At 69.8% G+C, this 21,991-nt stretch carries 20 protein-coding genes; 9 read left to right on the top strand and 11 right to left on the bottom strand.

Translation table 11 applies throughout. The features are described 5' to 3' along the window. Positions 1 to 46 precede the first annotated feature (46 nt). The 3 genes from QTI33_RS15570 to QTI33_RS15560 are packed head-to-tail and all read left to right on the top strand — an operon-like array spanning position 47 to position 3,263. Complete coding sequence (locus QTI33_RS15570; protein ID WP_286506973.1) at positions 47 to 1,255, top strand: alpha/beta hydrolase family protein; 1,209 nt, start codon at positions 47 to 49, stop codon at positions 1,253 to 1,255. Continuing rightward, entirely contained in the window at positions 1,252 to 2,232 is a 981-nt protein-coding gene (locus tag QTI33_RS15565; RefSeq protein ID WP_286506972.1) for a Bug family tripartite tricarboxylate transporter substrate binding protein, read from the top strand. The genes QTI33_RS15570 and QTI33_RS15565 overlap by 4 nt, the downstream gene beginning before the upstream one ends. Positions 2,233 to 2,285: 53 nt before the next feature. Then, on the top strand, positions 2,286 to 3,263 hold the full coding sequence (locus QTI33_RS15560) for a Bug family tripartite tricarboxylate transporter substrate binding protein (protein WP_286506971.1): 978 nt from the start codon (positions 2,286 to 2,288) through the stop codon (positions 3,261 to 3,263). Positions 3,264 to 3,278: 15 nt separating this feature from the next. On the opposite strand, the gene QTI33_RS15555 is transcribed toward QTI33_RS15560, so the two are convergent. From QTI33_RS15555 to QTI33_RS15535, 5 genes are read right to left on the bottom strand one after another with little or no spacing between them, the layout of a single operon-like run. Next, the gene (locus QTI33_RS15555; RefSeq protein WP_286506970.1) at positions 3,279 to 5,177 is read right to left on the bottom strand and encodes a dipeptide ABC transporter ATP-binding protein; all 1,899 of its coding nucleotides are present in this window, start codon (positions 5,175 to 5,177) and stop codon (positions 3,279 to 3,281) included. Position 5,178: 1 nt separating this feature from the next. Then, positions 5,179 to 6,093 carry an ABC transporter permease gene (locus tag QTI33_RS15550; protein ID WP_286506969.1) on the bottom strand — a complete coding sequence of 305 codons (915 nt, stop codon included), beginning with the start codon at positions 6,091 to 6,093 and terminating at the stop codon, positions 5,179 to 5,181. After that, on the bottom strand, positions 6,090 to 7,106 hold the full coding sequence (locus tag QTI33_RS15545; protein ID WP_286506968.1) for an ABC transporter permease: 1,017 nt from the start codon (positions 7,104 to 7,106) through the stop codon (positions 6,090 to 6,092). The genes QTI33_RS15550 and QTI33_RS15545 overlap by 4 nt, the downstream gene beginning before the upstream one ends. A 42-nt stretch (positions 7,107 to 7,148) precedes the next feature. Next, complete coding sequence (locus QTI33_RS15540; protein ID WP_286506967.1) at positions 7,149 to 8,714, bottom strand: ABC transporter substrate-binding protein; 1,566 nt, start codon at positions 8,712 to 8,714, stop codon at positions 7,149 to 7,151. A 40-nt stretch (positions 8,715 to 8,754) separates the two neighbouring features. Beyond that, positions 8,755 to 9,450, bottom strand: a complete 696-nt coding sequence (locus QTI33_RS15535; RefSeq protein ID WP_286506966.1) for a GntR family transcriptional regulator — start codon at positions 9,448 to 9,450, stop codon at positions 8,755 to 8,757. A 264-nt stretch (positions 9,451 to 9,714) separates the two neighbouring features. Here QTI33_RS15535 and QTI33_RS15530 point away from each other — a divergent pair, with 264 nt between their 5' ends. The 6 genes from QTI33_RS15530 (at position 9,715) to QTI33_RS15505 (ending at position 14,895) form a co-directional block, all read left to right on the top strand. Further along, the gene (locus QTI33_RS15530; RefSeq protein WP_286506965.1) at positions 9,715 to 10,470 is read left to right on the top strand and encodes an HpcH/HpaI aldolase family protein; all 756 of its coding nucleotides are present in this window, start codon (positions 9,715 to 9,717) and stop codon (positions 10,468 to 10,470) included. Between the two features lie 25 nt (positions 10,471 to 10,495). Further along, on the top strand, positions 10,496 to 11,884 hold the full coding sequence (locus QTI33_RS15525; RefSeq protein ID WP_286506964.1) for an FAD-binding oxidoreductase: 1,389 nt from the start codon (positions 10,496 to 10,498) through the stop codon (positions 11,882 to 11,884). Beyond that, positions 11,885 to 12,673 carry an aspartate/glutamate racemase family protein gene (locus tag QTI33_RS15520; RefSeq protein ID WP_286506963.1) on the top strand — a complete coding sequence of 263 codons (789 nt, stop codon included), beginning with the start codon at positions 11,885 to 11,887 and terminating at the stop codon, positions 12,671 to 12,673. It begins immediately after the preceding gene. Continuing rightward, positions 12,666 to 13,205 carry a V4R domain-containing protein gene (locus QTI33_RS15515; RefSeq protein WP_286506961.1) on the top strand — a complete coding sequence of 180 codons (540 nt, stop codon included), beginning with the start codon at positions 12,666 to 12,668 and terminating at the stop codon, positions 13,203 to 13,205. The genes QTI33_RS15520 and QTI33_RS15515 overlap by 8 nt, the downstream gene beginning before the upstream one ends. A 99-nt stretch (positions 13,206 to 13,304) precedes the next feature. Beyond that, positions 13,305 to 13,547 carry a helix-turn-helix domain-containing protein gene (locus QTI33_RS15510; RefSeq protein WP_286506960.1) on the top strand — a complete coding sequence of 81 codons (243 nt, stop codon included), beginning with the start codon at positions 13,305 to 13,307 and terminating at the stop codon, positions 13,545 to 13,547. Positions 13,548 to 13,551: 4 nt separating this feature from the next. Further along, positions 13,552 to 14,895: a type II toxin-antitoxin system HipA family toxin gene (locus tag QTI33_RS15505; protein ID WP_286506959.1), complete on the top strand. Its 1,344-nt coding sequence runs from the start codon at positions 13,552 to 13,554 to the stop codon at positions 14,893 to 14,895. Positions 14,896 to 14,921: 26 nt separating this feature from the next. On the opposite strand, the gene QTI33_RS15500 is transcribed toward QTI33_RS15505, so the two are convergent. The 6 genes from QTI33_RS15500 to QTI33_RS15475 are packed head-to-tail and all read right to left on the bottom strand — an operon-like array spanning position 14,922 to position 21,991. Next, positions 14,922 to 15,695 carry a carboxymuconolactone decarboxylase family protein gene (locus tag QTI33_RS15500; RefSeq protein WP_286506958.1) on the bottom strand — a complete coding sequence of 258 codons (774 nt, stop codon included), beginning with the start codon at positions 15,693 to 15,695 and terminating at the stop codon, positions 14,922 to 14,924. After that, positions 15,662 to 16,885 carry an SDR family oxidoreductase gene (locus tag QTI33_RS15495; RefSeq protein ID WP_286506957.1) on the bottom strand — a complete coding sequence of 408 codons (1,224 nt, stop codon included), beginning with the start codon at positions 16,883 to 16,885 and terminating at the stop codon, positions 15,662 to 15,664. Before QTI33_RS15495 ends, QTI33_RS15500 begins: the two co-directional genes overlap by 34 nt. A gap of 19 nt (positions 16,886 to 16,904) precedes the next feature. Then, the gene (locus tag QTI33_RS15490; RefSeq protein ID WP_286506956.1) at positions 16,905 to 17,663 is read right to left on the bottom strand and encodes an SDR family NAD(P)-dependent oxidoreductase; all 759 of its coding nucleotides are present in this window, start codon (positions 17,661 to 17,663) and stop codon (positions 16,905 to 16,907) included. A 14-nt stretch (positions 17,664 to 17,677) separates the two neighbouring features. Then, positions 17,678 to 18,640 (bottom strand): acyl-CoA dehydrogenase family protein, encoded by a 963-nt coding sequence (locus QTI33_RS15485; protein WP_286506955.1) that lies wholly within the window; start codon positions 18,638 to 18,640, stop codon positions 17,678 to 17,680. Further along, a complete protein-coding gene (locus QTI33_RS15480) occupies positions 18,637 to 19,842 on the bottom strand; it encodes an acyl-CoA dehydrogenase family protein (RefSeq protein ID WP_286506954.1) in 1,206 nt (401 codons plus the stop codon). The genes QTI33_RS15485 and QTI33_RS15480 overlap by 4 nt, the downstream gene beginning before the upstream one ends. A gap of 7 nt (positions 19,843 to 19,849) precedes the next feature. After that, the gene (locus tag QTI33_RS15475) at positions 19,850 to 21,991 is read right to left on the bottom strand and encodes an acetate--CoA ligase family protein (protein WP_286506953.1); all 2,142 of its coding nucleotides are present in this window, start codon (positions 21,989 to 21,991) and stop codon (positions 19,850 to 19,852) included.

Genomic DNA, 21,991 nt, shown 5'->3' with positions numbered 1-21,991 from the left:
TCGGCGCGGCGCGACGGGCGAGGCCCAGCAGAAAAACAGGAGACACATGTTCAAGTACTTTCCCACCCACTACGTCTGGAATCTTTCGGTCGACCTGGCGATCGAGATGGGCGCGCGCATCGGCGAGATCGAGGCGATGTGCGCACCGCTGCAGGCGGCCGCGCGCCAACCCGATGCCGCCGCCTCCATCGCCTTCCGCGAAAGCTGGGAGCGCATGGCCGACCAGCTCGTCGAACTCGCGCACGAGGACGAAGCGAGGGGACGTCTGATCTCGGCCGGCGACAAGCTGGCACGGGCCGCCACCTACCTGATCACGGCGGAGCGGCTGCAAGCCCACGGTGCGCCGGGGCGCGCCGCGCTCTACCGCCGCTTCCTCGAGACCTTCGCGCGCGGCGTGCGGCTTGCGGGCGAGAACTGCGAGCGCGTCGAGATCCCCTACGGCGAGGCGCACATCGCCGGCCTCTACGTGCGCGCCGAGGGCGTGCCGCCCGGTGGACGCGCACCGGTGCTGGTCCAGGTCAACGGGCTCGACTCGACCAAGGAGATGAAGTACCGCGTCGGCCTGCCGCGCTGGCTGGCGCAGCGCGGCGTCGCGTCGCTCGTCATCGACCAGCCGGGTTCGGGCGAGGCCCTGCGCCTGCATGGCCTGACCGCGCTGGTCGAGTCGGAGCGCTGGGCCGCGCCGGTCGTCGACTGGCTCGAGCGGCGTGCCGACATCGACCCGGCCCGCATCGGCCTGGAGGGCGTGTCGCTCGGGGGCTATTTCTGTCCGCGCGCGGTGGCGTTCGAGCCGCGCTTCGCCTGCGGCGTGGTGTGGGGCGCCAACCATGACTGGCGCGACGTGCAGCGCCAGCGGCTGGCGCGCGAGGGCAGCCTGCCGGTCCCGCACTACTGGGAGCACGTGCGCTGGGTCTGGGGTGCGAAGGACCAGGAAGAGTTCATGCGCATCGCCGAGCGCATCCACCTCGATGGCGTGGTGGAGCGGATCCGCGTGCCCTTCCTCGTCACGCACGGCCGGAAGGATTCCCAGATTCCCCTGCACTGGGCGCAACGCACCTACGACCAGCTCGTCAACAGCCCCGCGCGCCAGCTGAAGGTGTTCACCGAGCGCGAGGGCGGCGTGCAGCACTCGAGCTTCGACAACTCGGCCAACGCCGGGGCCTGGATCGCCGACTGGGTGGCCGAGACCCTCGGCGGACACACCGCCATGCGGTCGGCCACGTCGACGTCAACGCTCACGGAGACCACACCATGACGAACCGCAGAGTCTTCGTGGCCGGCGCGCTGGCGGCGCTCGGACCCCTGGCCGGCACGCGCAGCGCGTGGGCGGCCGATGCCTTCCCCGAGCGTCCCATCAAGCTGGTCGTGCCCAACCCGCCCGGCGGTCCCTCGGACATCGTCGCCCGCTTCCTCGCCGAATCGATGCGCGCGGAACTGGGCCAGCCGCTGGTGATCGACAACCGGCCGGGCGCCTCGGGCCTGATCGGCACGGCGGTGGTCGCGAATGCGCCGCCCGATGGCTACACGGTGCTGGTGACCTCGCGCTCGAACCACATCGTCGCGCCGCTGGTGCAGCAGGGCGCACAGGTCGATCCGGTGCGCGACCTCGCCCCGGTGGGCCTGGCCCTGCGCGCCGTCGGCATCCTCGCGACGCCGGCCAAGTCGGCCTGGCGCACGCTGCACGCGTTCATCGCCCAGGCCAAGGCGCAGCCGGGCAAGCTGTTCTACGGCAGCGCCGGCATCGGCGCGACCAACCACATCGCCATCGAGCAGTTCAAGGCGCTGGCCGGCATCGAGCTGGTCCATGTCCCGTACAAGGGATCGGGGCCGCTGATCACCGGGCTGATGGGCGGCGAGGTGCAGCTGGCGCTGCTGGACTTCTCTTCGGCGCAGGCAGGCCTGAAGGGCGGCACCCTCGTGCCCCTGGCGCAGACGGGCTCGCGCCGACTGGGCTCGATGGCCGAGGTGCCCACGCTGGCCGAGTCCGGCTTCCCGCGCTTCGACCCTTCGTTCTGGATCGGGCTGGCGGTGCCGCGCGCGACGCCGGTCGCGGTGATCGCGCGCCTGAACAAGGCCCTGGACCTGGCGCTCGCCGACACGCAGATGAAGGCCCGGGCGCAGGTCAACGGCTGGGAGCTGGTCGGCGGTGCGCCGACGGCGCTGGAGGCCACCATCCGGCAGGACATGGCGGACTTCCCGCCGCTGGTGCGGCGGCTCGACCTGAAGGCCTGAGCGCCAGCCGGCGTTCCCTGAACTCGCAACGAAGACAAGCAGAGAGGCAAGAAATGACATCGACCAGGATCTCGCGGCGCACCGCGATCGGCATGGCAGGCCTGTGGATGGCCGCGGCCACGGGCGGCGCGCTCGCCCAGGCGCCGTACCCCGCGCGCCCCGTGAAGCTCATCGTGCCGTTTCCCGCCGGCACGTCGCCCGACGTGATCGCGCGGCTGTGGGGCGACGCGTTCGCCCGGGCCACCGGCCAGCCGGTGGTGGTGGAGAACCGGTCCGGCGCCAGCACCATCATCGCGGCGCAGGCCGCGGCCAATGCACCCGCGGATGGCTACACGCTGCTCTGGACGGTGAACAACACCTTCTCGATCAACCCCTACGTCTACAAGAAGCTGCCGTACACGGCCGAGGACTTCGTGCCGGTGACGCGGATCCTGTCCGTCCCCTATGTGATGGTGATTTCCAACGAGTCGAAGATCCGGTCGCTGCAGGACCTGGTGCGCGAGGCCAAGGCCCGGCCGGATGCGATGACCTACGCCAGCGCCGGCATCGGGCAGGGCACCCACGTGGCGATGGCCCGCTGGCTCAACCAGGCCGGCATCGCGATGACCCACGTGCCCTACAAGGACTACTTCCTGCCGGACGTGATCGCGCAGCGGGTCGATATCGCGCTCGACGCCAGCACGGGCGCCATCCCGCAGGTGAAGGCGGGCAAGGTGCGCGCGCTGGGCGTCACCAGTCCGCAGCGCATCGAGGCCCTGCCCGACGTGCCGGCGATCGCCGAGCTGTTCCCGGGCTTCGTGGGCGACTCGTGGCACGGCATCTTCGCGCCCAGGGGAACGCCGCCGCAGGTGCTGGCGGCTTTGCTGGCGCAGTCCCAGCGCATTGTCTCCGGGGCTGAATTCCGGGCCAAGCTGCAGGGCTACGGCCTGACGCCGGTGGGCGAGCCGCCCGAGGCCTTCCAGCGCTTCCTGGACGAGGACGCCCGGGCCTGGGCCAAGGTGGTCAAGGACAACCGCATCGCCGCCGAGTGAGCGCGCCGCCCTTTGCTAGGCGTTGGCCGCCCGTGCGGTGACCGCCGGATGCGCGCCCGGCTGGCTTGTCATCGATGCCGGCGGCCACGCGATCGAGGGGTCCGCCGGCGGCACGGCGGCCAGCAGCGAACGCGTGTAGGGATGCCGCGGGCTGGCGAATACCGCCTCGGTCCGACCTTCTTCGACGACGTCGCCGCGCTGCATGACGACCACGCGCGAACACAGGTAGCGAACCACCGACAGGTCGTGCGAGATCAGCACCAGCGCGATGCCGTGCCGCCGGCCCAGTTCGATCAGCAGATTCAGGACCTGGGCCTGCACCGACACGTCGAGCCCGGAAACGATTTCGTCCGCGACCAGCAGCCTGGGCATCACGCACAACGCCCGCCCGATGTTGACGCGCTGCTTCTGCCCGCCCGACAGCTGGCTCGGAAAGCGCGCCAGCGCGTCCGCCGGCAATCCGACGTCGTGCAGCAGATCGCGGGCATGCTGCTCGCGCGGCTTGCGCTCGAGCTTCTCCGCCATCTGGTCGGACTCGTAGGCCTGGGTCAGGAGCCGGAATACCGAGCGGCGCGGGTTCAGCGCCGAATGCGGATCCTGGAAGATCATCTGCACTTGCTCGCGCGTGAGTCGCAGGGCGCGGGTGCCTGCGCGTTCCTGCCCTTCCACCAGGAGCCGGCCGCTGGTCAGCGACTCTGCACCGACGATCAGGCGCGCCACCGAGCTCTTGCCGCTGCCGCTTTCCCCCACGATGCCGATGAATTCGCCGGGCTGCACCTTCAGCGAGAGCCGGTTGACCGCGACGTTGTGTACCTGGCGCCGGCCCAGCAGGCCCCGGCGCGCGGTGTAGCGCAGCGTCACGTCCTGCAGTTCCACCAGGGGCGGCGCATCGGGGTCACCGCTCGGGGCTCGCCAGGCCGCACCGCTGTCGGCGGCGGACGCAGGGTTCGCCTCAAGGGCCCGCGGCGCGATGCAGCGGACCCAGTGTCCGGGGGACTGCTCGACCAGGGCGGGCGGCTGCTGCGTGCAGGCAGGCTGCTGCCGGGGACAGCGCGCAGCGAAGCGACAGCCGGCAATGGCGCCCAGCGCCGCGACGCCCGGCATCTGGCCGCCGAGTGTCGGCAGCAGGCGCTGCGGCCCGTGCACGTCGGGCGTGGCGTGGTCCAGCGCCCAGGTGTAGTGGTGGCGCGAGCGGCGCAGCACTTCGCGCGCCGGTCCGTATTCGACCTGCTCGCCCGCGTAGAGCACGGCGATGTCGTCGCATACGTGGGCCGCCAGCCGCAGGTCGTGCGTGATCAGCAGCATCGCCGTGTGGTGGATGCGCCTCTGCTCGGCGAGCAGCTGCAGCACGTTGGCCTGGCTGACGACGTCCAGCGCGGTGGTCGGCTCGTCGGCCACGATCAGCGCCGGGTTGGCGACGAAAGCCATCGCGATCAGCACGCGCTGGCACTGGCCGCCCGAGAGTTCGTGCGGATAGCGCGCAGCCAGCTCGTCCGGCTTCGGCAGATGCACCGAGTCCAGCTGCTGCAGCATCAGGCGCCGGCGTCCTCGGGTTGGCAGTCCCAGGTGCGCGAGGTGCTCGTCGAAGGTCTGGGCGATGGTCAGGACCGGGTTCAGCGCGGTCAGAGGCTCCTGCGGCACGAAGGCAATGCGCCGCCCCAGCAGGTGGCGCCAGGTCCTTGGCGCCAGCGTCAGCAGATCCAGGCCGTCGAACCGGATGTCGCCGCGCGTGATCTCGAAGCCGGGCGGGGTGTGGCCGGCGATCACGCGGCCGATCATGCTCTTGCCGGCACCGGACTCGCCCACCAGCCCGAGGACCTTGCCGCGTTCGAGCGTCAGCGAGATGTCGCGCAACAGGTCGACCTTCGCGCCGCCGAGGCGGGCCGTCAATGTGAGATTGGAGATGCTGAGCATGTCATTCGCTGCGCAGGCGCAGGCGCGGGTCCAGCGCGACGCGGATGCCGTCGCCGAAGAGGTTGCAGCCCAGCACGGTGACGATGATGCAGGCGACCGGCACCAGCATCACCCAGGCGGCGCTCTGCATGTCGGTGCGGCCGTCCGCCAGCATCTGGCCCCAGGTCGTGACCTGCGCCGGCACCGAAAGGCCGATGAAGGACAGCGTCGCCTCCACCACGATGGCGATGCCCATCTCGATGGAGAACAGCGTGATCATCAGCGGCACGACCGCCGGCAGCACTTCGCGCAGCATGGTGCGCAAGTGGCCGAAGCCCAACAGCCGGGCCGCCAGCACGTAGTCGCGGCGGCGGGTGACCAGCACGTCGGCGCGGATCACGCGGCAGAAACGCGTCCAGTCGACCAGCACCACCGCCAGGATCACCTTGTCCACGCCGGTGCCGAGGCCGACCAGCAAAATCAGCGACAGCACCACGGGCGGGAACGACATCCACAAGTCCACCACGTAGCTGATGCCGCGGTCCACCACGCCGCCGAAGTAGCCGCCCAGCATCGCCAAGGTGCTTCCCAGCAGCATCGAGCCCAGCGCCGCGACGATGGCCACGGTCAGGGCCACGCGCGCGCCATAGATCGCCCGCGACAGCACGCAGCGGCCCAGCCCGTCCGTGCCCAGGGGGAATGCGGCGTCGCCGCCCGGGGCCCAGAACGGCGGCGTCAACATGTGCAGCAGGTCCTGTTCCAGCGGGTCGTGCGGCGCCACCCAGGGCGCGAACACGGCCATCAACAGTACGGCCAGCAGGATGCCGCCGCCGACCCACACGCGCGGCTGGCGACCCAGCTGGCGCAGCGCGCCTCGGATGACGGGATGGGAGACGGCGGCCGGGGCCGGGGAGCTCGTCAGGGCGGTCGCAGTCATAGGGTTCTCAGTCGCGGGTTCAGCACCGCATACAGCACGTCGACGATCACCGTGATCGCCAGCATCAGCACGCAGAAGATCAGGGCGATGCCCTGGATCAGCGGCAGGTCGTTGCCCTTCACCGCCTGCACCATCAGGTTGCCCACGCCAGGGAAGCCGAAGATCATTTCGACCAGCAAGGCGCCACCGAACAGGAAGCCGAACTGCACGCCGATCATGGTGATCGTGGGCAGCGCCGCGTTCTTCAGCATGTGGCGCCACACGATGCGCGCTTCCGACAGCCCGCGCAGTCGCGCCGCTTCCACATAGGGCTCGGTGGCGGCGTCGATCAGGCTGGAGCGGAGCACCCGCACCACCAGAGGCGCGAAGCCGAGGGCCAGGGCCAGCGCCGGCAGCAGCAGGTGCGACAGCGCCGTGAGCCAGGCGTCGAAGCGTCCGACCAGCAGCAGGTCGACGACGGCGAAGCCGGTGATGCCGGGCAGCACCACGCCTTCGCCGACCCGCCCGCTGAAGGGGAGCACCGGCCACAGCACGCCGAAGGCCAGGATCAGCAGCAGGCTCCAGAGGAAGGACGGGATCGACTGCATCAGCGCCACCGCGAGGTCCGCGGCGGTTTCGCGCCGTCGCTGGTAGAGCACATAGGCCAGCACGCCGCCCGGCACGCTGATCAGCAGCGCAAGCAGCAGACCGGCCAAGGTCAGCTCCAGCGTGGCCGGCAGCGAGGACAGCATCAGATGGGCGACCGGCTGGCGGAAGTTGATCGAGATGCCCAGGTTGCCGTTGAGGGCCTGCCACAGCCAGATCAGGAACTGCTGCGGGATGGGCTTGTCGAATCCGAGCTGCTCGCGCAGCGCCGCCGCATCGGCCGGCGTCGCCGATGCAGGCAGCAGCATCGCCAGCGGATCCACCGGCAGCATGCGCAGCACGACGAAAACCACCAGCGACAACAGCAGCAGGGTCGGGATGGCCAGCAGCAGCCGGCGCAGGACGATCGCGGAAATGATCTGGAACATGGGGTGGGGCCTGCGCGCGGTCTGTCAGGGGGCGAGGCCGGTTCAGCGGTACTTGATGTCGGCCGGCAGGATGTAGCCGTTGTCGAACAGGGTGGGCTGCAGCGCCGACGAATACGCCACGGTGGCCACGGCCTGCAGCAGCGGGATGGCCCACGATTGCTGGGACGATTCGACGTTCAGGGCCTTGTAGCCGGCCATGCGCCTGGTCTCGTCGACCTCGGTCATCAGCGCATCGATGCGCGGCGCCAGCGCCATGTCCTTCCAGGTCGAGAAGCGCAAGCGCGGGTCGAAGATGCGGCCGGCATAGTTCTCCGGGTCACCCGTGCTGTTGACCCAGCTGTAGAGGAGCGGGCCGGCCAGCTTGCCGTTCTGCGCCGCCTCGACCAGCTTGGCCGGCGTGGTTTCCTCGATGGTGGCGTTGATGCCCACCGCCTTCCACATGCCGGCAATGGCGCGCGCCATGTCGTAGTCGTTCGGGAACACGCCATTGGTGGACAGCAGCGTGAAGGACACCGGGTTGGAGGTGCTGAAGCCGGCGGCCTTCAGTTCGTCGATGGCCTTGTTCTTGTCGTAGGGGTAGTGGAAATCGGGGACGTAGGAGGGCGTGCCTTCCGGCGTCATGACCGACAGGGGCTTGGCGACGCCGCCGTAGAAGGCCTTGGAGAGTGCCGCCTTGTCGATGGACAGGTGCATGGCCGCACGCACGTGGTCGTTGTCCATCGGCTTCACGTAGTTGGGAATCCGGATCATGTAGACCTCGGAGACGGGATAGACCTTGGTCACGATGCCGGTCTTCGTCGCCAGCCGCTGCACTTCGCGCATCGGCAGTTGGGCGGCGACGCCGACCCGTCCGGACTCGGCCAGTGCGACGCGCGCCGAGCCTTCCGGCACGATCTGGAACACCACCTGCTTGATCGGGGGCACGCCGCCCCAGTACTTGTCGAAAGCCTCCAGCACGATGCGCGAGCCGCGCTGGTGCTCCACCATCCGGTAGGGGCCGGCCCCGATGGGCTTGGCGTTGAAGCCTTCAGGTCCCACCTTCTCCATGTAGGCCTTGGGCACCACGTAGACGGCAAGAAAGGCCAGGTAGATCGGAGCGGCCGGTGTCGACCGGTTGAACACCATCACACCCTTGGTCGGCGAGCTGACCTCGATGTCGCTCAGGGTGTTGAGCATGCCGCCGACCAGCAGCTTCTTGTCGGCCTTGGCGCGCTCGGCCAGGCTGTAGCGGACGTCGTCCATCGTCAGGCGGGTGCCGTCGTGGAACAGGATGTCGTCGCGCAGCGTGATCTCGAGGCGGGTGGCCCGGTTGTCGAGCCACTTCCACTCCTTCACCTGGCGCGGTTCGAGCTTCAACTGCGGCGAGTAGCGCAGCGGTGAATCGAAGACCGACTGATAGAGGTTCTGGATGTTGGGAATGGACAGCGCGTTCGGGTCCCACGTCGGCACGTCCACCGGGTAGGCGATCGCCAGGGTGGATTTGTCGACAGTCTGCGCGCCGGCCGTCTGCCATGGCAGGAGCGAGCCCGCACCGGCGGCCATGGCGCTGAGCAGCAGCTGGCGCCGGAGCGGGTTCTGCAATGCGCGCTGAAGTTGGAGATCTGTCATGGTGCGTTTCTCTTCCGGATGAAGTGGATGGAAAGTGAGCTCATGTCGCGCTCGCATCCTTCAAGGCTGCGTAGGCGCTCTCTGCAGCCAGCACGAACCTGAACATGCTGTCGTGGGCGCCGACCGAGTCGTGGCGTGCAAAGCTCGCGTGCAGTTCCTGCAGCCCGGCGACCACGACCGGATGAATCCCCGGGCCACGCAAGGTGGACATCCGCACGGTCAACACCTGGTCGGAGCAGCGCATGATCACTGCCGCCAGCCGCTTGTTGCGCACGGCGCCCAGCCAGGTCTCGCGGAAGTCCACGTTGGCGCGGAACAGGCGCGGGAAATCCTCCGAGGCCCGGGCCGCCTTGGCCTCGCTCAGCGCCGCGCTCAACTGCGCGATGCCGGCGCGCGACAGATCGCGGGCGGCGAGTGCCGCGGCGCGTGGCTCCAGCAGCTTGCGCAGCTCGAACACCTCCATCACGTCCTTCGGATCCAGTGTGGGGATGCGATAGCCGCGCGCGGTGCTGACCAGGACGCCCTCTGCCACCAGTTGCAGCAGGGCCTCGCGCACCGGCATGCGCGACATGCCCAGCTGCGCCGCGATCTCGAGATCCACCATGCGGTCTTCCGGTGTCACCAGGCCGGTGCGCAGCCGGCTGCGCAGGGCGTCGTAGGCGATGGCGCTGAGGCTCTGGCGGCTCTGCGGCGGCGCATCGGAAAGTTCCTTCGAAGGGGAAGTCGAACGAGCCACGTTTATTTTCCGTATACGGTTTGGTGCCGATTCTTCACCTGCTCTTTGTGCTCGGCTCGCCAGCAGTGATGGCCGGACTGATCGAAAAATGCGGCCATGCCTCTATAGAGGCCGATCTTTCGCTTCGGCGGTGATTCCCGATTTAGTTTAGGTTTAAAGTACATTGACTTCAATGTGGCACGAACAATATACTGTTGTCAACCGCTTTAACCACGACGCCCGGCCGCGGCGGCCGGGGCGAACAGCGGTGGAGCGCCTCTACCCATGAACCCGCAAGCACCGCCGTTCCAGCATCCCTTCAAGCCTCGGCTGCAACGTGGCGCCGTCCTGCCCCTGATCTGGTTGGCCCTCGGCAGCGCCGCACTGGCCGAGATCGCTGCACGGTCCGTGCCAGCCGCCATCGTGGTCGACCTGCAGCACGGCCTGTGGGAGCGCGGATCGCTCGAGGCCGCCGCGGGCATTGCAGGGGCGCGCACTTCCGTCATCGCGCGCACGGCCGATTTCTCGGCGACGGCCGTCGGCGCTGCGCTCGACGCCGGCGTCGCCGCGGTCCTGGCGCCGCTGGTGGACAGCGCCGACGACGCGCGGGTCCTGGCCCGCGCCAGCCGCTACCCGCCGCAGGGCAGGCGCTCGGGCGGCGGCGTGCGGCCGCTGCTGGCCGGCGTCGACAGCATGCTGGCCGCCAACCAGCAAGTCGCTGTGGGAGCCATGATCGAAACCGCGCTGGGTGCGCAGAACGCAGAGGCGATTTGCGCCGTCGAGGGCATCGACTTCATCTTCATCGGCACCGGCGATCTGCAGCTGTCGATGCCCGAGGCCGGCCCCGGGCAATTGAAGGCCTGCTGCGCGCGCATCCGCGATATCGCCCACCAACAGGGCCTCCCTTGCGGCCTGTTCACCTCCGACGCGGAGGCCGCCCGCCAGGCGTTCGCCGAGGGCTACGAGCTGGCCGTGGTGGCCAATGACATCGGCCTTGCCGCCCGCGGCTTCGCCCAGGCGATGCAGTCGGCCCGGTCCTGACCTTCCACACGAAAGACCCTCCAGCATGCGTACCGAACAAGCCGTCGATGCCCTGGTCCAGGCGCTCGGCACCGATCTCGTGGCCACCGGCCTCGCCATCCCCGACCGGCGCCACGGCGACTGGAGCGGTGTGCCGTCCAGCGTGCCGCGCGCCCTGCTGAGGCCGCACAGCACCGAGCAGCTGGCGCGCATGCTGCAGATCTGCAACGAGTTCGGGCAGCCGGTGGTTCCGCAGGGCGGGCTGACCGGTCTTGCCGGCGGCGCCTGCTGCGGCCCGGACGAGGTCGCGGTGAGCCTGGAGCGCATGAACGCGATCGAGGAAGTCGATGCGATCTCCGGCACCCTCACCGCACAGGCCGGCTGCACGTTGCAGGCCGTGCAGGAAGCCGCGGCGGCCGCCGGATTCCTGTTCGCACTGGACCTGGGCGCCCGCGGCAGCTGCACCATCGGCGGCAACCTCTCCACCAATGCCGGCGGCAACCGCGTCATCCGCTACGGCACCATGCGCGACCAGGTGCTGGGCATCGAGGCGGTGCTGGCCGACGGCAGCGTGGTCGGCGGCCTGCACAAGATGGTGAAGAACAACACCGGCTACGACTTCCGCCACCTGCTGGCCGGCGCCGAGGGCACGCTGGGCATCGTCACGCGCGTGGTGCTCAAGCTGCATCCGCAGCCGCGGTCGGTGTGCACCGCATGGTGCGGCCTGCCGAATTACCAGGCGGTGACCACGCTGCTGCAGCGCGCAAAGGCAGAACTGCCGGGGGGCGTGTCCGCCTTCGAAGTGATGTGGCCCAGCTACCTCGACTTCATGATGGAAAAGGTCAAGGGACTGCGTGCACCGTTGCCGGGCCGACATGCCATGAACGTGCTGATGGAAAGCGCCGGCGCCGACGACGTGCACCATCCGGCGGCCTTCGACGAGTTCCTGGCCCACATGCTGGAAGAAGGCGTGATCGAGGATGCGGCCGTGGCGCGCTCCGGCACCGACGCCCGCTCGTTGTGGGCCGTGCGCGATGCCACGGCGGAATTTCCCATGCTGCTGCCCGGCATGGCGGCGTTCGACGTGAGCTTCTCGATCGCGGACATCGGCCGCGTCGCGCTGGAGTGCGAAGCCCTGCTGCGCGAACGGTGGCCGAGCGGCACCGCGCTGGTCTACGGCCACCTCGGCGACGGCAACCTGCACGTGATCGCGCATGCCGACGGCGGCCGGCCGGAGACCCGGGCGCAGATCGAGGCGCTGGTGTACGACCTGACGCGTCGCTACCGCGGCGCCGTGTCCGCCGAGCACGGCATCGGCCTCCTCAAGCGCAAGGTCCTGGGCCACACGCGCAGCCCCGCGGAGCTGGCGGCGATGCGCGCCGTGAAGCAGGCGCTGGACCCCAAGGGCATCCTCAACCCCGGAAAGGTGATCTGAATGAACGCATCCAAGACCAGGTTCCGCATCTGGGCGCAGGGCGCCACGGACAACGCGGGCCACCGCACCTATCTGGCGCAGTTGCTGCCCCACATGCAGGCGTGCGTCGACCCGGAGTTCGAGGTGGAGTTCCACACCACCACGCCCTCCGTGACCACGGTGCATGCGCTGTCCGAGTTTCGCTTTTCGCGCGAGGTGATCCGCAACGCGATCCGCGCCGAGCGAGAGCGCTACGACGTGTTCTTCATGAACCATTTTCAGGACGTCGGCCTCTACGAGGCGCGCGCCTCGGTGAACATCCCGGTGCTGGGGCTTGGCGAGACCAGCCTGCTGCACGCCTGCACGCTCGGGCGCAAGCTGGGGCTGCTCGCCATCAACCACGCCTTCATCCCGACGCATGCAGACCAGGTGCGGCGCTACGGCCTGGAGCAGCGGGTGGCCGGGATTCGCGCCGTCGACGCCACGATGGCCGACTGGATGGAGGCCTTCGCCTCGGCCGAGAAGAAGGCGGAACTGGAGCAGGTGTTCGTGCGCGAGGCCCGCCGGTTGATGGATTCGGGCGCCGACGTCATCGTGCCCACCGGCGGCATTCCCATGATGCTCTTCGGCGCGCCAGGCGCCCATGTCGATGGCGCGCCCGTCGTCAACGGTGTGACCGTGGTCCTGAAGGCCGCCGAGATGGCCGTGAAGCTGCGCCGCCTGGGCGCCGGGGTCACCAGCCGCGTGGCGCACTCCGGTTTCGCGCTGCCGAACGAGAAGACGCTGGACGAGTTCCTGAACCATGGCTGACGCGGGCGACCCGGTGCCGGCGTTCAAGGACCGGCTCGTCTTCGACGATGCCGCGGGCGAGCTGCGCGACGGATCGCGCCGCTATCTGCTGCTGCGGCCCGATGCACTGATGACCATGTTTCGCCTGCTGCCGACGGAGACCCGCGCACTCGCGCTGGGTGCGCTGGAACAGGCCGTGCACCAGCAAGGCTCGGACAGCGCGCGCGCCTACCTGGCGCACGGCGGCGGCGACGTCGACATGCTGCTGGCCATCATCGAGCGCACATCTCCGCAGCTTGGCTGGGGCACCTGGCGCTTCGAAGCGGACGGCGACACCCTGCGCCTGGAAGTGCACAACAGCCCCTTCGCGCACGCCTTCGGCCCTTCGGAGCAGCCGGTCTGCCATGCGGTGAAGGGCATGCTGCGCGGCCTGGCGGACCTTTGGCTCGGCTGCCCGACGCGAAGCGACGAGCTTCAATGCGCGGCGCAGCACCATCCGGCCTGTACTTTCGAGGCGCGCGCAGCTCAGGCCTCGCTGCAACGCGCCGGCTGAAAGCGCCTCGGGTGCCTCCACAAAAATGCGCCAGACGAATATTTGTCTTTAATGTGCAAAACGAATAAAATGCCGATATCTGCTTAGCGGATATTGAGCATGCAACAGTTCCTCTCCAATCCAACCCAGCTCGGTCATCTCCTGGCAAGCGCAAGAAAAGCCAGGCGGCTCTCGCAAGCCGAGGCCGGCGCGCGTGTCGGCATCAGCCAGAGCCGGCTGTCCGTCCTGGAGACGGATCCTTCCTCCTTGACGGTGGAGCAGCTGCTGGCGCTGACCGGCCTGTACGAACTGCGGATCCAGGTGCTCGACCGCGCCGGCCCCTCTGCGGCGGCCGAGTGGTAGGTCCATGGGAAGAAAGACGCACGCGCAAGCGCTGTCCGTGTGGGCCAATGGGGTCAGGGTGGGTTCCTGGCGCATTCCCGCACGCGGCCCCGTCGAGCTCAAGTACGACCAAGGCTGGATGGATTCGGACGTGGGCCGCCCGCTGTCCCTGTCCCTCCCTTTCGGGGTCGACGGGACCAGCCCGGTCAGGGGCGACCGCGTCGAGAACTACTTCGACAACCTGCTGCCGGACAGCGACATCCTCCGCAAGCGCATCGCGACCCGATTCAAGACCGCATCGCTGGAGCCGTTCGACCTGCTGAAGGCCGTCGGGCGGGATTGCGTGGGTGCGGTGCAGCTTCTCGCCGACGACGAGGCGCCCCAAGCCGTCCATCGCATTCAGGGAACGCCCCTGGACGACGAGGACATCGAGGCGCTGCTCGAGAAGTCGGTGTCTGTCGATGCGTTCGGTGCCGACGAGGACGAGGACGATTTCCGAATCTCGCTGGCGGGCGCCCAGGAGAAGACCGCGCTGCTGCGGCACGACGGCCAGTGGCTGCGACCGCACGGGTCGACGCCGACCACGCACATCCTCAAGCTCCCGCTCGGCCTGGTCGGGAACAGGAAGGTCGACCTCCAGGCTTCCGTCGAGAACGAGTGGCTGTGCCTGGCCATCCTTCGGGCCTACGGCCTCCCGGTGGCGGAGTCGGAGATCAAGACCTTCGGCGACCAGCGCGTGCTGAGCGTGAAGCGCTTCGACCGCCAATTGCATGCCAGCGGTACCTGGTACCTGCGACTGCCCCAGGAAGACTTCTGCCAGGCCCTCGGCGTATCGCCTCATCTCAAGTACGAGGCCGATGGCGGGCCGGGAGTGCAGAGTCTCGCCCAGGTGCTGAGGAACTCGGAGTCCGCCCAAGGCGACCTGCGCACGCTGCTCACCGCCCAGATCCTCTTCTGGATGCTGGCCGCACCGGACGGGCACGCCAAGAACTTCAGTCTCCACCTGCTCGCCCGCGGCCTGTACCGCATGACGCCGCTCTACGACGTCATGTCCATCTGGCCCGCGGCCGGCAAGGGGCCCAACCAGTTCAACTGGCACAGGGCCAAGCTGGCCATGGCGGTCGCGGGCAAGAACCGGCACTACCTCATGAAGGACGTGCAGCGCAGGCACTTCAACGCCATGGCGGCCCAGTGCTTCTACGCGCCCACGGCCGAGGCCCTCATCGAAGACATCCTCGATCGCACGCTGGACGTGATCGAGGAAGTGACTGCAAGCTTGCCGGACGATTTCCCCGCGCGGGTTGCGGACGGCATCCTGGAGGGCTTGGCCGATTCGGCCAGGCGGCTGGACGCGATGCCGGCGAACTGACAAAGGCCGCGCTTGACGGCTTTTCTTCAGCCTTTCAGCTCTGCAGCCGTTCCCGCCACTTGCCGGTAGACATTGGCGCCCAGTGCGCTGCCATGCACCGCCAGGTGCGCGCCCAACTGGATCGCCTGCAGCAGTTCGGCGGCCACCAGGCCTTGCGACAGGGCCGTGGGCACGATCCGTCGGATTGCATCCGCGTCGAAGGCCGTGAGGCACGCGTGCAATGCCAGCTGCACCAGGCTGCGCTCCGCCGGGCTCAGCCCGGTGCCGGGGCCGCCTTGCTCGACGAAGTCGAGCAGCACCTCGGCATAGCCGGGGTCGAGGCGCGCCACGCTGCGCAGGGCGAGGGCGTGCGCGGCACCGAGCCTGTCGATGCGGGCCTGGAGCCTTTCGTCGATGGCCGGCACGCCGTCCAGGTCGATGAACTCGCCCAGGATGTCGGTGGCCTGGCCCACGCGCGCGATGCCCTGCACGGCCACCAGGTGCAGCACGTCGAAGATGTCGGCCCGGCTGGCGCCGACCTCGAGCGCCCGCTTCATGTGGGTGTGCAGGCCGGCCTCGAAGAGATGCGACGACGAGCTGTCGAGCGCCACGTAGATCAGCTCCACCATGCGCTCGGTCAGTGGCCCCGAGCGGGCGGGATGGCCGGCGTAGCGCGCGTAGTGCTGCACGAAGCCGGGGCAGGCGTCGAGCATGGTCTCGGTCCAGGGGCGCCAGTAGCCGCGCTCGGCCATGAAGAACGCCTTGATCCGCGCGCGCTCGGCATCGCTCATCGCGGCGTCCCCGGCGCGGCCGCGCTGCATCGAAGGGTCTGACCGGTCAGGTACTGCGCGGCCGAACCGCAGACGAAGCGCAGCAGCGGATGCAGCGACCGCGGCTGCACGCCGGCCGGCACTTCCAGCGCATTGATGCGCAGGGCGCGGCTGCCCCACTCGCAGGCGAGGGTCGAGACCAGCATGCGGGCCGCGGCGCCATCGCCGGCATCCTGCCAGCGGCGCGCCGGCGCCGCGGGCAGCAGCAGGGTCAGGCTGGCCTGCTGCGGGTAGCGCGCTGCGAAGCGCGCAGCGGCCGCATGCACGGCCTGCAGCACGCCGGCCGACCCGCCGTGCAGCGGCGACAGGTCGAGGCAGGCCGCGTAGTGCGGCGGCGCGACGGTCGTCGGTGCGACGCCCTGCCAGGCGTCGCCATCGCCGCCGCAGACCTCCAGATGCATGGGCGTGTCCAGCGGCTGCGGCTGCAGTGTCGCGGGCGGCAAGGGCTGGCTGCCGCCATAGACCGACGAGCCGCCATTGACGGCCAGGACCTGGCCGTGCAACGGCGCCGCGCCGGTGCTGGCCAGGAAGTACAGCGCCTGCGCCATCTCGTCGGGCGCGGCCATGCGCCCGAGCGGGATCTTGCCCAAGGCGCCCGCGGGCTGGAGCCGGCCGGCCTGAATCAGTCCGTCCACCAGTTCGGTGCGGACGAATCCGGGCGCCAGCACCGTCACGCAGAGGTCGGGCCGGGCTTGCGCCAGGGCCAGGCTCTGGGCGATGAGTCCCGCCTTGCTCGGGCTGTAGGCGCCCCGCCATGGAATGGCATGCAGGCCGGCGCCCGAGGCGACGTTCACGATCCGTGCGCCCGGCTTCAGCCGCGGGCCGCAGGCATCGACCACCGCCGCCGGCGCCGCCAGGTTGAGCGCGAGCAGGCGTGCCATCTGCGCCGCGTCCTGGTCGGCCAGGGGCGTGTTGGAGGCATCCGACATGCCGGCGTTGTTGAGGATCGCATCGAGCGCGGGCAGGTCGTCGCCCAAGGCGGCGATCTGCGCCGGGTCGGTCAGGTCGATGGCCCACAGGCGGTGCGGGGCCGAGGCCGGCGCCGGCAGGCTGCGGCCCAGCTGCTGCAAGGCCGGCGCGTTGCGGTCGACCAGCACGCATTGCCAGCCCGCGCCGGCGAACAGCCGTGCGGTGTCTCGTCCGATGCCTGAAGCCGCACCGGTGATCAGGACGGTCTGCATCCGCGACACCGGCCGCGTTTCAGATATTGGTCAGCGTGATGCCGCCATCCACCACCAGCGCCTGGGCCGTGATGAAGGCCGCATCGTCGCTGGCCAGGAAGCAGATGCTGCGGGCGATGTCCTCCACGGTGCCCAGGCGCCCGAGCGGCGTGCGGGCGATGCGGTTGGCATCGCGCTCGGCATTGCGGTTGCGCTGCGTACCTTCGGTGGGAACGGCCGACGGGCAGACGGCATTGACGCGGATGTTGCGCGGGCCCAGCTCGGCGGCCGCGGCACGGGTGATGCCCAGGATGCCCGCCTTGATGCCGGAATAGACCACCGAGTTCGCGGCCGAGCGCAGGGCCGCCACCGACGCCACGTTCACGATCGCGCCGCCGCGCTCGGGGTCCATCAGGGCCACGGCCTCCTGCAGGCTCCAGAGGACCGACTTGAAGCCCACGTCCAGCATGCGCTCCACCGTCTCCGACATGATCTCGGGGATGGCCTGGTAGCGCACCCAGGCGGCGTTGTTCACCAGGATGTCGAAGCGTCCGCCCAGCCCATGCGCGCGCTGGATGGCCTCGCGGATGCCCTCGCGGCTGGCGATGTTCTGCACGATGGCATGGGCCTGGCCGCCGCGTGCGCGGATCTCGTCCACCACCGGCATGACCAGTTCTTCCTTGAGGTCGTTGACGCCGACGATGGCGCCGCGGGCGGCCATCTGCAACGCGGTTTCGCGGCCGATGCCGGCGCCGGCGCCTGTGATGAGGGCCACGCGGCCGAGCAGATCCTGGTTCATTCGAATTCCTTGGTTCATACAGACTGGATGAAGTCGCGGCCGACCTGGCTGGCCAGCGCGCCGGCGCCGAAGGCGGCATCGAATTTGCGCACTTCGCGCAGCGCGTAGTGCAACGGCACTTCCCAGGTGAAGCCCATGCCGCCGTGCAGATGAATGGATTTCTCCAGCACGAAGGCGGCACTCGCCAGCGCGTTGGCCAGCACCGGCCGCGTGGCGCGCACGCGGCCGTCTTCGTCGGTGTCCAGCACGCGCTGGATGCCGGCGCTGGCGGCCTCCTGCTGCAGCCGCATGCGGGCCAGCAGGTGGCGCACGGCCTGCTTGGCCGACAGCGGGCGTCCGAACTGCACCCGGGTCGCCATGTAGCCGGCCGTGGTGGCCAGGGCCGACTCGGCCGCACCGTTCACGAAGCCGGCGATCAGGATGTGGCTGTCGCGCTGCAGGGCGGCGAAGGTGGCGGCGTCCAGCGTCGCCAGCACCTTGGCGCCGTCGAGCGCCAGCCACGACTGGGGGTGCTCCGGGTCCAGCGCTTCGTCCTCCTGGATCTCGATGCTTCGCAGGTCCAGCAGGGTGCCGCCGCCCTGGCCATCGGCCACCAGCACCCAGTCGCAGTCCCTGGCGCCGCGCGCCTGGCCGGCCAGCCCGTCCTGCAGGCTGCCCTGCAGCGCCCAGGTGGCCACGCGTTCGCCGCTGGCGAGCTTTGCTGCCAGGGGCGAGTCGCCCAGCGCCTTGGCGACCAGCAGGTTTTCCAGCAGCGGCCAGTGCAGCCGCAGCTTGCCGGCCTCGGCCGCGATGGGCAGGGCGAAGGCGATGCCCAGCGCGAGCCCGCCGGCGTCCTCCTGCGCGCACACGCCGCACAGGCCCGCGGCGGCCAGGACGCGGGCGGCGTCGCGGAAGTCGCGCGCCTGCGCATCCTGGATCGCCTCGGCCGCGGCCTGGGCGAACTCCTCGGGCCGGAGATCGTTGTCTGAGTTGCTCATGCCAGGTCCTTGGGCAGATCCATGATGCGCTGCGCGATGATGTCCAGCTGCACTTCGGTGGTGCCGGCATAGATGGTCTCGGCACGCGAATAGAAGTAGGCGGTGGTGAAGTGCTTGCGCGCGCGCTGCGCCAATGCGCTGGAGCGCGGGTTCACTTGCGACACGAGCGCCAGCGCCAGCCCTGCGAAGGCCTGGTGGCACTCGGACCAGTACAGCTTGGTGAGCGAACCCCGGGCACCGATCTTCTCGCCGGCCATCATCCGGTTCACGGTCTGCTCGACCAGCCCCTTGAGCGCATCGATCTCGCCCACCACCTCGCCGATGCGGCGCTGGGTGCTGCCGTCGTCCAGCAGCCGGGACAGCTGCGGATCGGACTTGCAGGCGGCGACCAGCTGGCGCAGCTCGCAGTCGAAGCGCCAGGCGCGGTACATGCGGTTGGTCGCGCGTTCGATGGACAGCACGCGGATGGCCGCGTTCCAGCCCTCGTCCGGTGCGCCCAGGCGCGCGCTGTCGGGCACCACGACGTTGTCGAAGAAGACTTCGGCGAAGGACACCTTGCCGTCGATCGACTTGATGGGCACCACCCGGATGCCGGGCGTGTCCATGGGCACGGCGAACATCAGCAGGCCGCGGTGCTTGTCGGCCACCGTGCCGGTGCGGGTCAGCAGCAGGCAATAGCGCGCCTTGGCGGCGCCGCTGGTCCAGATCTTCTGGCCGTTGATGCGCCAGCTGTCGCCCTCCGGCACGGCCCGGGTCCGCAGGCGCGCCAGGTCCGAGCCCGCGTCGGGCTCGGAAAAGCCCTGGCACCAGTAGTCGCGCATGGCGAGGATGCGCGGCAGGAACAGCTGCTTCTGTTCTTCGGTGCCCACAGTCTGGATGATGGGGCCCGCCAGTTCCTTGCCGATCGAGCTCACGCTCTCCGGCATGGCCAGCGCGCCGACCTCCTTGTTGACGACCAGGTGCTCGCGCAAAGTCAGGCCGAGGCCGCCATAGGCCTTGGGCCAGGTCATGCCCGCCAGGCCGGCGTCGTACATCGAAGCCTCCCAGGCCCGGCACTCGTCCAGCGTGGGCGTGCGGTAGTCGACGCTGTCGGCGCGCATGTGCGCGGGCAGGTGGGTGCCCAGCCATTGGCGGGCGTACTGGCGGTAGACGGCCGGGCCCGCTGCAGCGTCCGGGATGGCCGGGTTCTTTTCCATGTGCATGAGAGCCTCAGGGGGCAGGGCGGTTGCGGGAGGTGGGAACCATCAGGGCGTCCAGGACCAGGACGCCTTCGCCTTGCGGCTTGACCAGGATGGGGTTCATGTCGATCTCGGCCACGTCGGCGGCATGGCGGCAGGCGAACGCCGACAGCAGGGCCACCGTGCGCGCGGCGGCGGCCACGTCGGCCTTGGGGCTGCCGCGGGCACCGTCCAACAGCGGGAACATCTTCAGGCTGCGGATCATCCGCAGGGCTTCGTCCTCGGAGACCGGCGCCACCTGCACCGCGACGTCCTTCAGGATCTCGGCATAGATGCCGCCCAGCCCGACCATGACCACCGGGCCGAACACCGGGTCGCGCGAGACGCCGGCGATCAGCTCCACGCCGCCGCGGACCATCGGCGCCACCAGCACGCCGTCCAGCCGTGCCTCGGGCGCGTGCTGCCGGGCGTTGGCCATGAGGCGGTCGTAGGCCTGCCGGACGGCATCGTCGTCCTGCAGGCCCAGTGCCACGCCGCCGATCTCGGTCTTGTGGGCGATGTCTTCCGAGGCGATCTTGAGCACCACCGGGTAGCCGGTGGCGCGGGCGCTGCGCACGGCCTCGTCGGCCGAGGCCACGATCTCTTCGCGCGGCACGCTGATGCCGGCGGCCGCCAGCGCCTTCTTGGCCTGGAGCTCGTTGCGGAACACGGCGGCATCCACGCTGTCGACCGGGCCGTCGTAGGTGGCGGCGGCGGGCAGGCTGCCGAGCTGGCCGAGCCGGACCAGGCCCGCCAGCCCGGCGGCCGCCGCCGGGATGGTCGGGAACACCGGAATGCCCAGCGCATTGATCTCGGCCACCGCATCGGGCGGACCCTGGCTGATGATGACCAGCAGGCGCTCCGGATGGCTGGCCCGGACCTTGGACAGTGCCTCCAGGTACACGCCGCGCAGGCGCGGGTTGTACAGCGACAGGGCCAGCAGCAGCACCAGCGTGCTGCCGTTGGCATCGTCCTGCAGCGCGCTCAGCATCTTCAGCAAAATGTCGGGCCGCGCCGACATCTGGGCCGACGCATCCACCGGGTTGTTCGTGCCGGCGGTGGGTACGGCCTCCCGGATGCGGGCCCGGGTGGTCTCGGCGAGCTGCGGCAGGGTCATGCCGGCCTGCACCATCGCGTCGGCCATCATGATGCCGAAGCCGCCGGAGGCGGCCACCAGCGTCACGGCGTCGGTGGCGGGCAGGCGCTCGCGGCCCAGCAGGGCGGCGGCATGGCCTACGTCGAGCAGCTCTTCGAACGAGCGCACGCGCAGCACGCCATGGCGGCGGAAGACGGCGTCGAACACGGCGTCGGAGCCCATCAGCGCGCCGGTGTGCGAGGCGGCGGCGGCCTGGCCTTGCTCGGTGGCGCCGATCTTGAGCACGATCACCGGTTTGTGCTGCCTGCGCGCCAGGTCCAGCGCTTCGAACAGGCGGCCGGCATCGCGGCAGGTTTCCATGGCGCACAGGATGATGCGGGTGCCCTCGTCCTGCGCCAGCGCCGCGATGCCGTCGGCCACGTCCACGTCGGCTTCGTTGCCGGTCGCGATGAAGCGGCTCACGCCCAGGCCGCGCTCGGCCATGTTGCGCATCGTGAAGCTGCCGATGTTGCCGGACTGGGAGACGATGCCGACCTGTCCGGCCGGCGGCAGGCTCTGCTCCAGCGCGATCGAGAACGAGCCCACCAGCCGGTCGGCCACGTTGACGGTGCCCAGGCAGTTCGGGCCCAAGAGGCGCATGCCGTGGTTGCGCGCGACCCGCACCAGCTCGGCCTGCAGGGCCGCGCCTTCGGGGCCGGCCTCGGCGAAGCCCGCGGTGAGCACGATCACGCCGCGCACGCCGCGGCTGCCGCAGTCGCGCACCGCCTGCAGCGTGGCTTCCACCGGCACCGCCAGGATCGCCATCGCCGGCGCCGTGGGCGTGTCCAGAATCGAGGCATAGGCCTGCAGGCCCTGGATGGTGCCGCCCTTGGGGTTGACCGGATAGATCGGGCCGGCATAGCCGTACTTGCGCAGCAGCTGCACCGGGCGGCCGCCGATCTTGGTGATGTCGTCGGAGGCGCCGATGACGGCCACGCCGTCGGCCTCGAAGAAGGCGTCGAGCCCGGTGCCCGGGGCGGCTTGAACCTGGGTCAGCAT

Source organism: Variovorax davisae (genome assembly GCF_030316845.1).
GTDB lineage: Bacteria > Pseudomonadota > Gammaproteobacteria > Burkholderiales > Burkholderiaceae_C > Variovorax > Variovorax davisae.
The sequence above is the reverse complement of the archived record's forward strand: the minus strand, read 5'-3'. Positions and strand labels throughout refer to the sequence as shown.

Coding starts and splice junctions, on each gene's coding strand:
- QTI33_RS15505 (WP_286506959.1), top strand. CDS start 13,552: ATGGGAAGAAAGACGCACGCGCAAGCGCTGTCCGTGTGGGCCAATGGG.
- QTI33_RS15495 (WP_286506957.1), bottom strand. CDS start 16,885: ATGCAGACCGTCCTGATCACCGGTGCGGCTTCAGGCATCGGACGAGAC.
- QTI33_RS15510 (WP_286506960.1), top strand. CDS start 13,305: ATGCAACAGTTCCTCTCCAATCCAACCCAGCTCGGTCATCTCCTGGCA.
- QTI33_RS15520 (WP_286506963.1), top strand. CDS start 11,885: ATGAACGCATCCAAGACCAGGTTCCGCATCTGGGCGCAGGGCGCCACG.
- QTI33_RS15525 (WP_286506964.1), top strand. CDS start 10,496: ATGCGTACCGAACAAGCCGTCGATGCCCTGGTCCAGGCGCTCGGCACC.
- QTI33_RS15490 (WP_286506956.1), bottom strand. CDS start 17,663: ATGAACCAGGATCTGCTCGGCCGCGTGGCCCTCATCACAGGCGCCGGC.
- QTI33_RS15560 (WP_286506971.1), top strand. CDS start 2,286: ATGACATCGACCAGGATCTCGCGGCGCACCGCGATCGGCATGGCAGGC.
- QTI33_RS15485 (WP_286506955.1), bottom strand. CDS start 18,640: ATGAGCAACTCAGACAACGATCTCCGGCCCGAGGAGTTCGCCCAGGCC.
- QTI33_RS15555 (WP_286506970.1), bottom strand. CDS start 5,177: ATGCTCAGCATCTCCAATCTCACATTGACGGCCCGCCTCGGCGGCGCG.
- QTI33_RS15480 (WP_286506954.1), bottom strand. CDS start 19,842: ATGCACATGGAAAAGAACCCGGCCATCCCGGACGCTGCAGCGGGCCCG.
- QTI33_RS15530 (WP_286506965.1), top strand. CDS start 9,715: ATGAACCCGCAAGCACCGCCGTTCCAGCATCCCTTCAAGCCTCGGCTG.
- QTI33_RS15540 (WP_286506967.1), bottom strand. CDS start 8,714: ATGACAGATCTCCAACTTCAGCGCGCATTGCAGAACCCGCTCCGGCGC.
- QTI33_RS15565 (WP_286506972.1), top strand. CDS start 1,252: ATGACGAACCGCAGAGTCTTCGTGGCCGGCGCGCTGGCGGCGCTCGGA.
- QTI33_RS15570 (WP_286506973.1), top strand. CDS start 47: ATGTTCAAGTACTTTCCCACCCACTACGTCTGGAATCTTTCGGTCGAC.
- QTI33_RS15515 (WP_286506961.1), top strand. CDS start 12,666: ATGGCTGACGCGGGCGACCCGGTGCCGGCGTTCAAGGACCGGCTCGTC.
- QTI33_RS15545 (WP_286506968.1), bottom strand. CDS start 7,106: ATGTTCCAGATCATTTCCGCGATCGTCCTGCGCCGGCTGCTGCTGGCC.
- QTI33_RS15550 (WP_286506969.1), bottom strand. CDS start 6,093: ATGACTGCGACCGCCCTGACGAGCTCCCCGGCCCCGGCCGCCGTCTCC.
- QTI33_RS15500 (WP_286506958.1), bottom strand. CDS start 15,695: ATGCAGCGCGGCCGCGCCGGGGACGCCGCGATGAGCGATGCCGAGCGC.
- QTI33_RS15475 (WP_286506953.1), bottom strand. CDS start 21,991: ATGCTGACCCAGGTTCAAGCCGCCCCGGGCACCGGGCTCGACGCCTTC.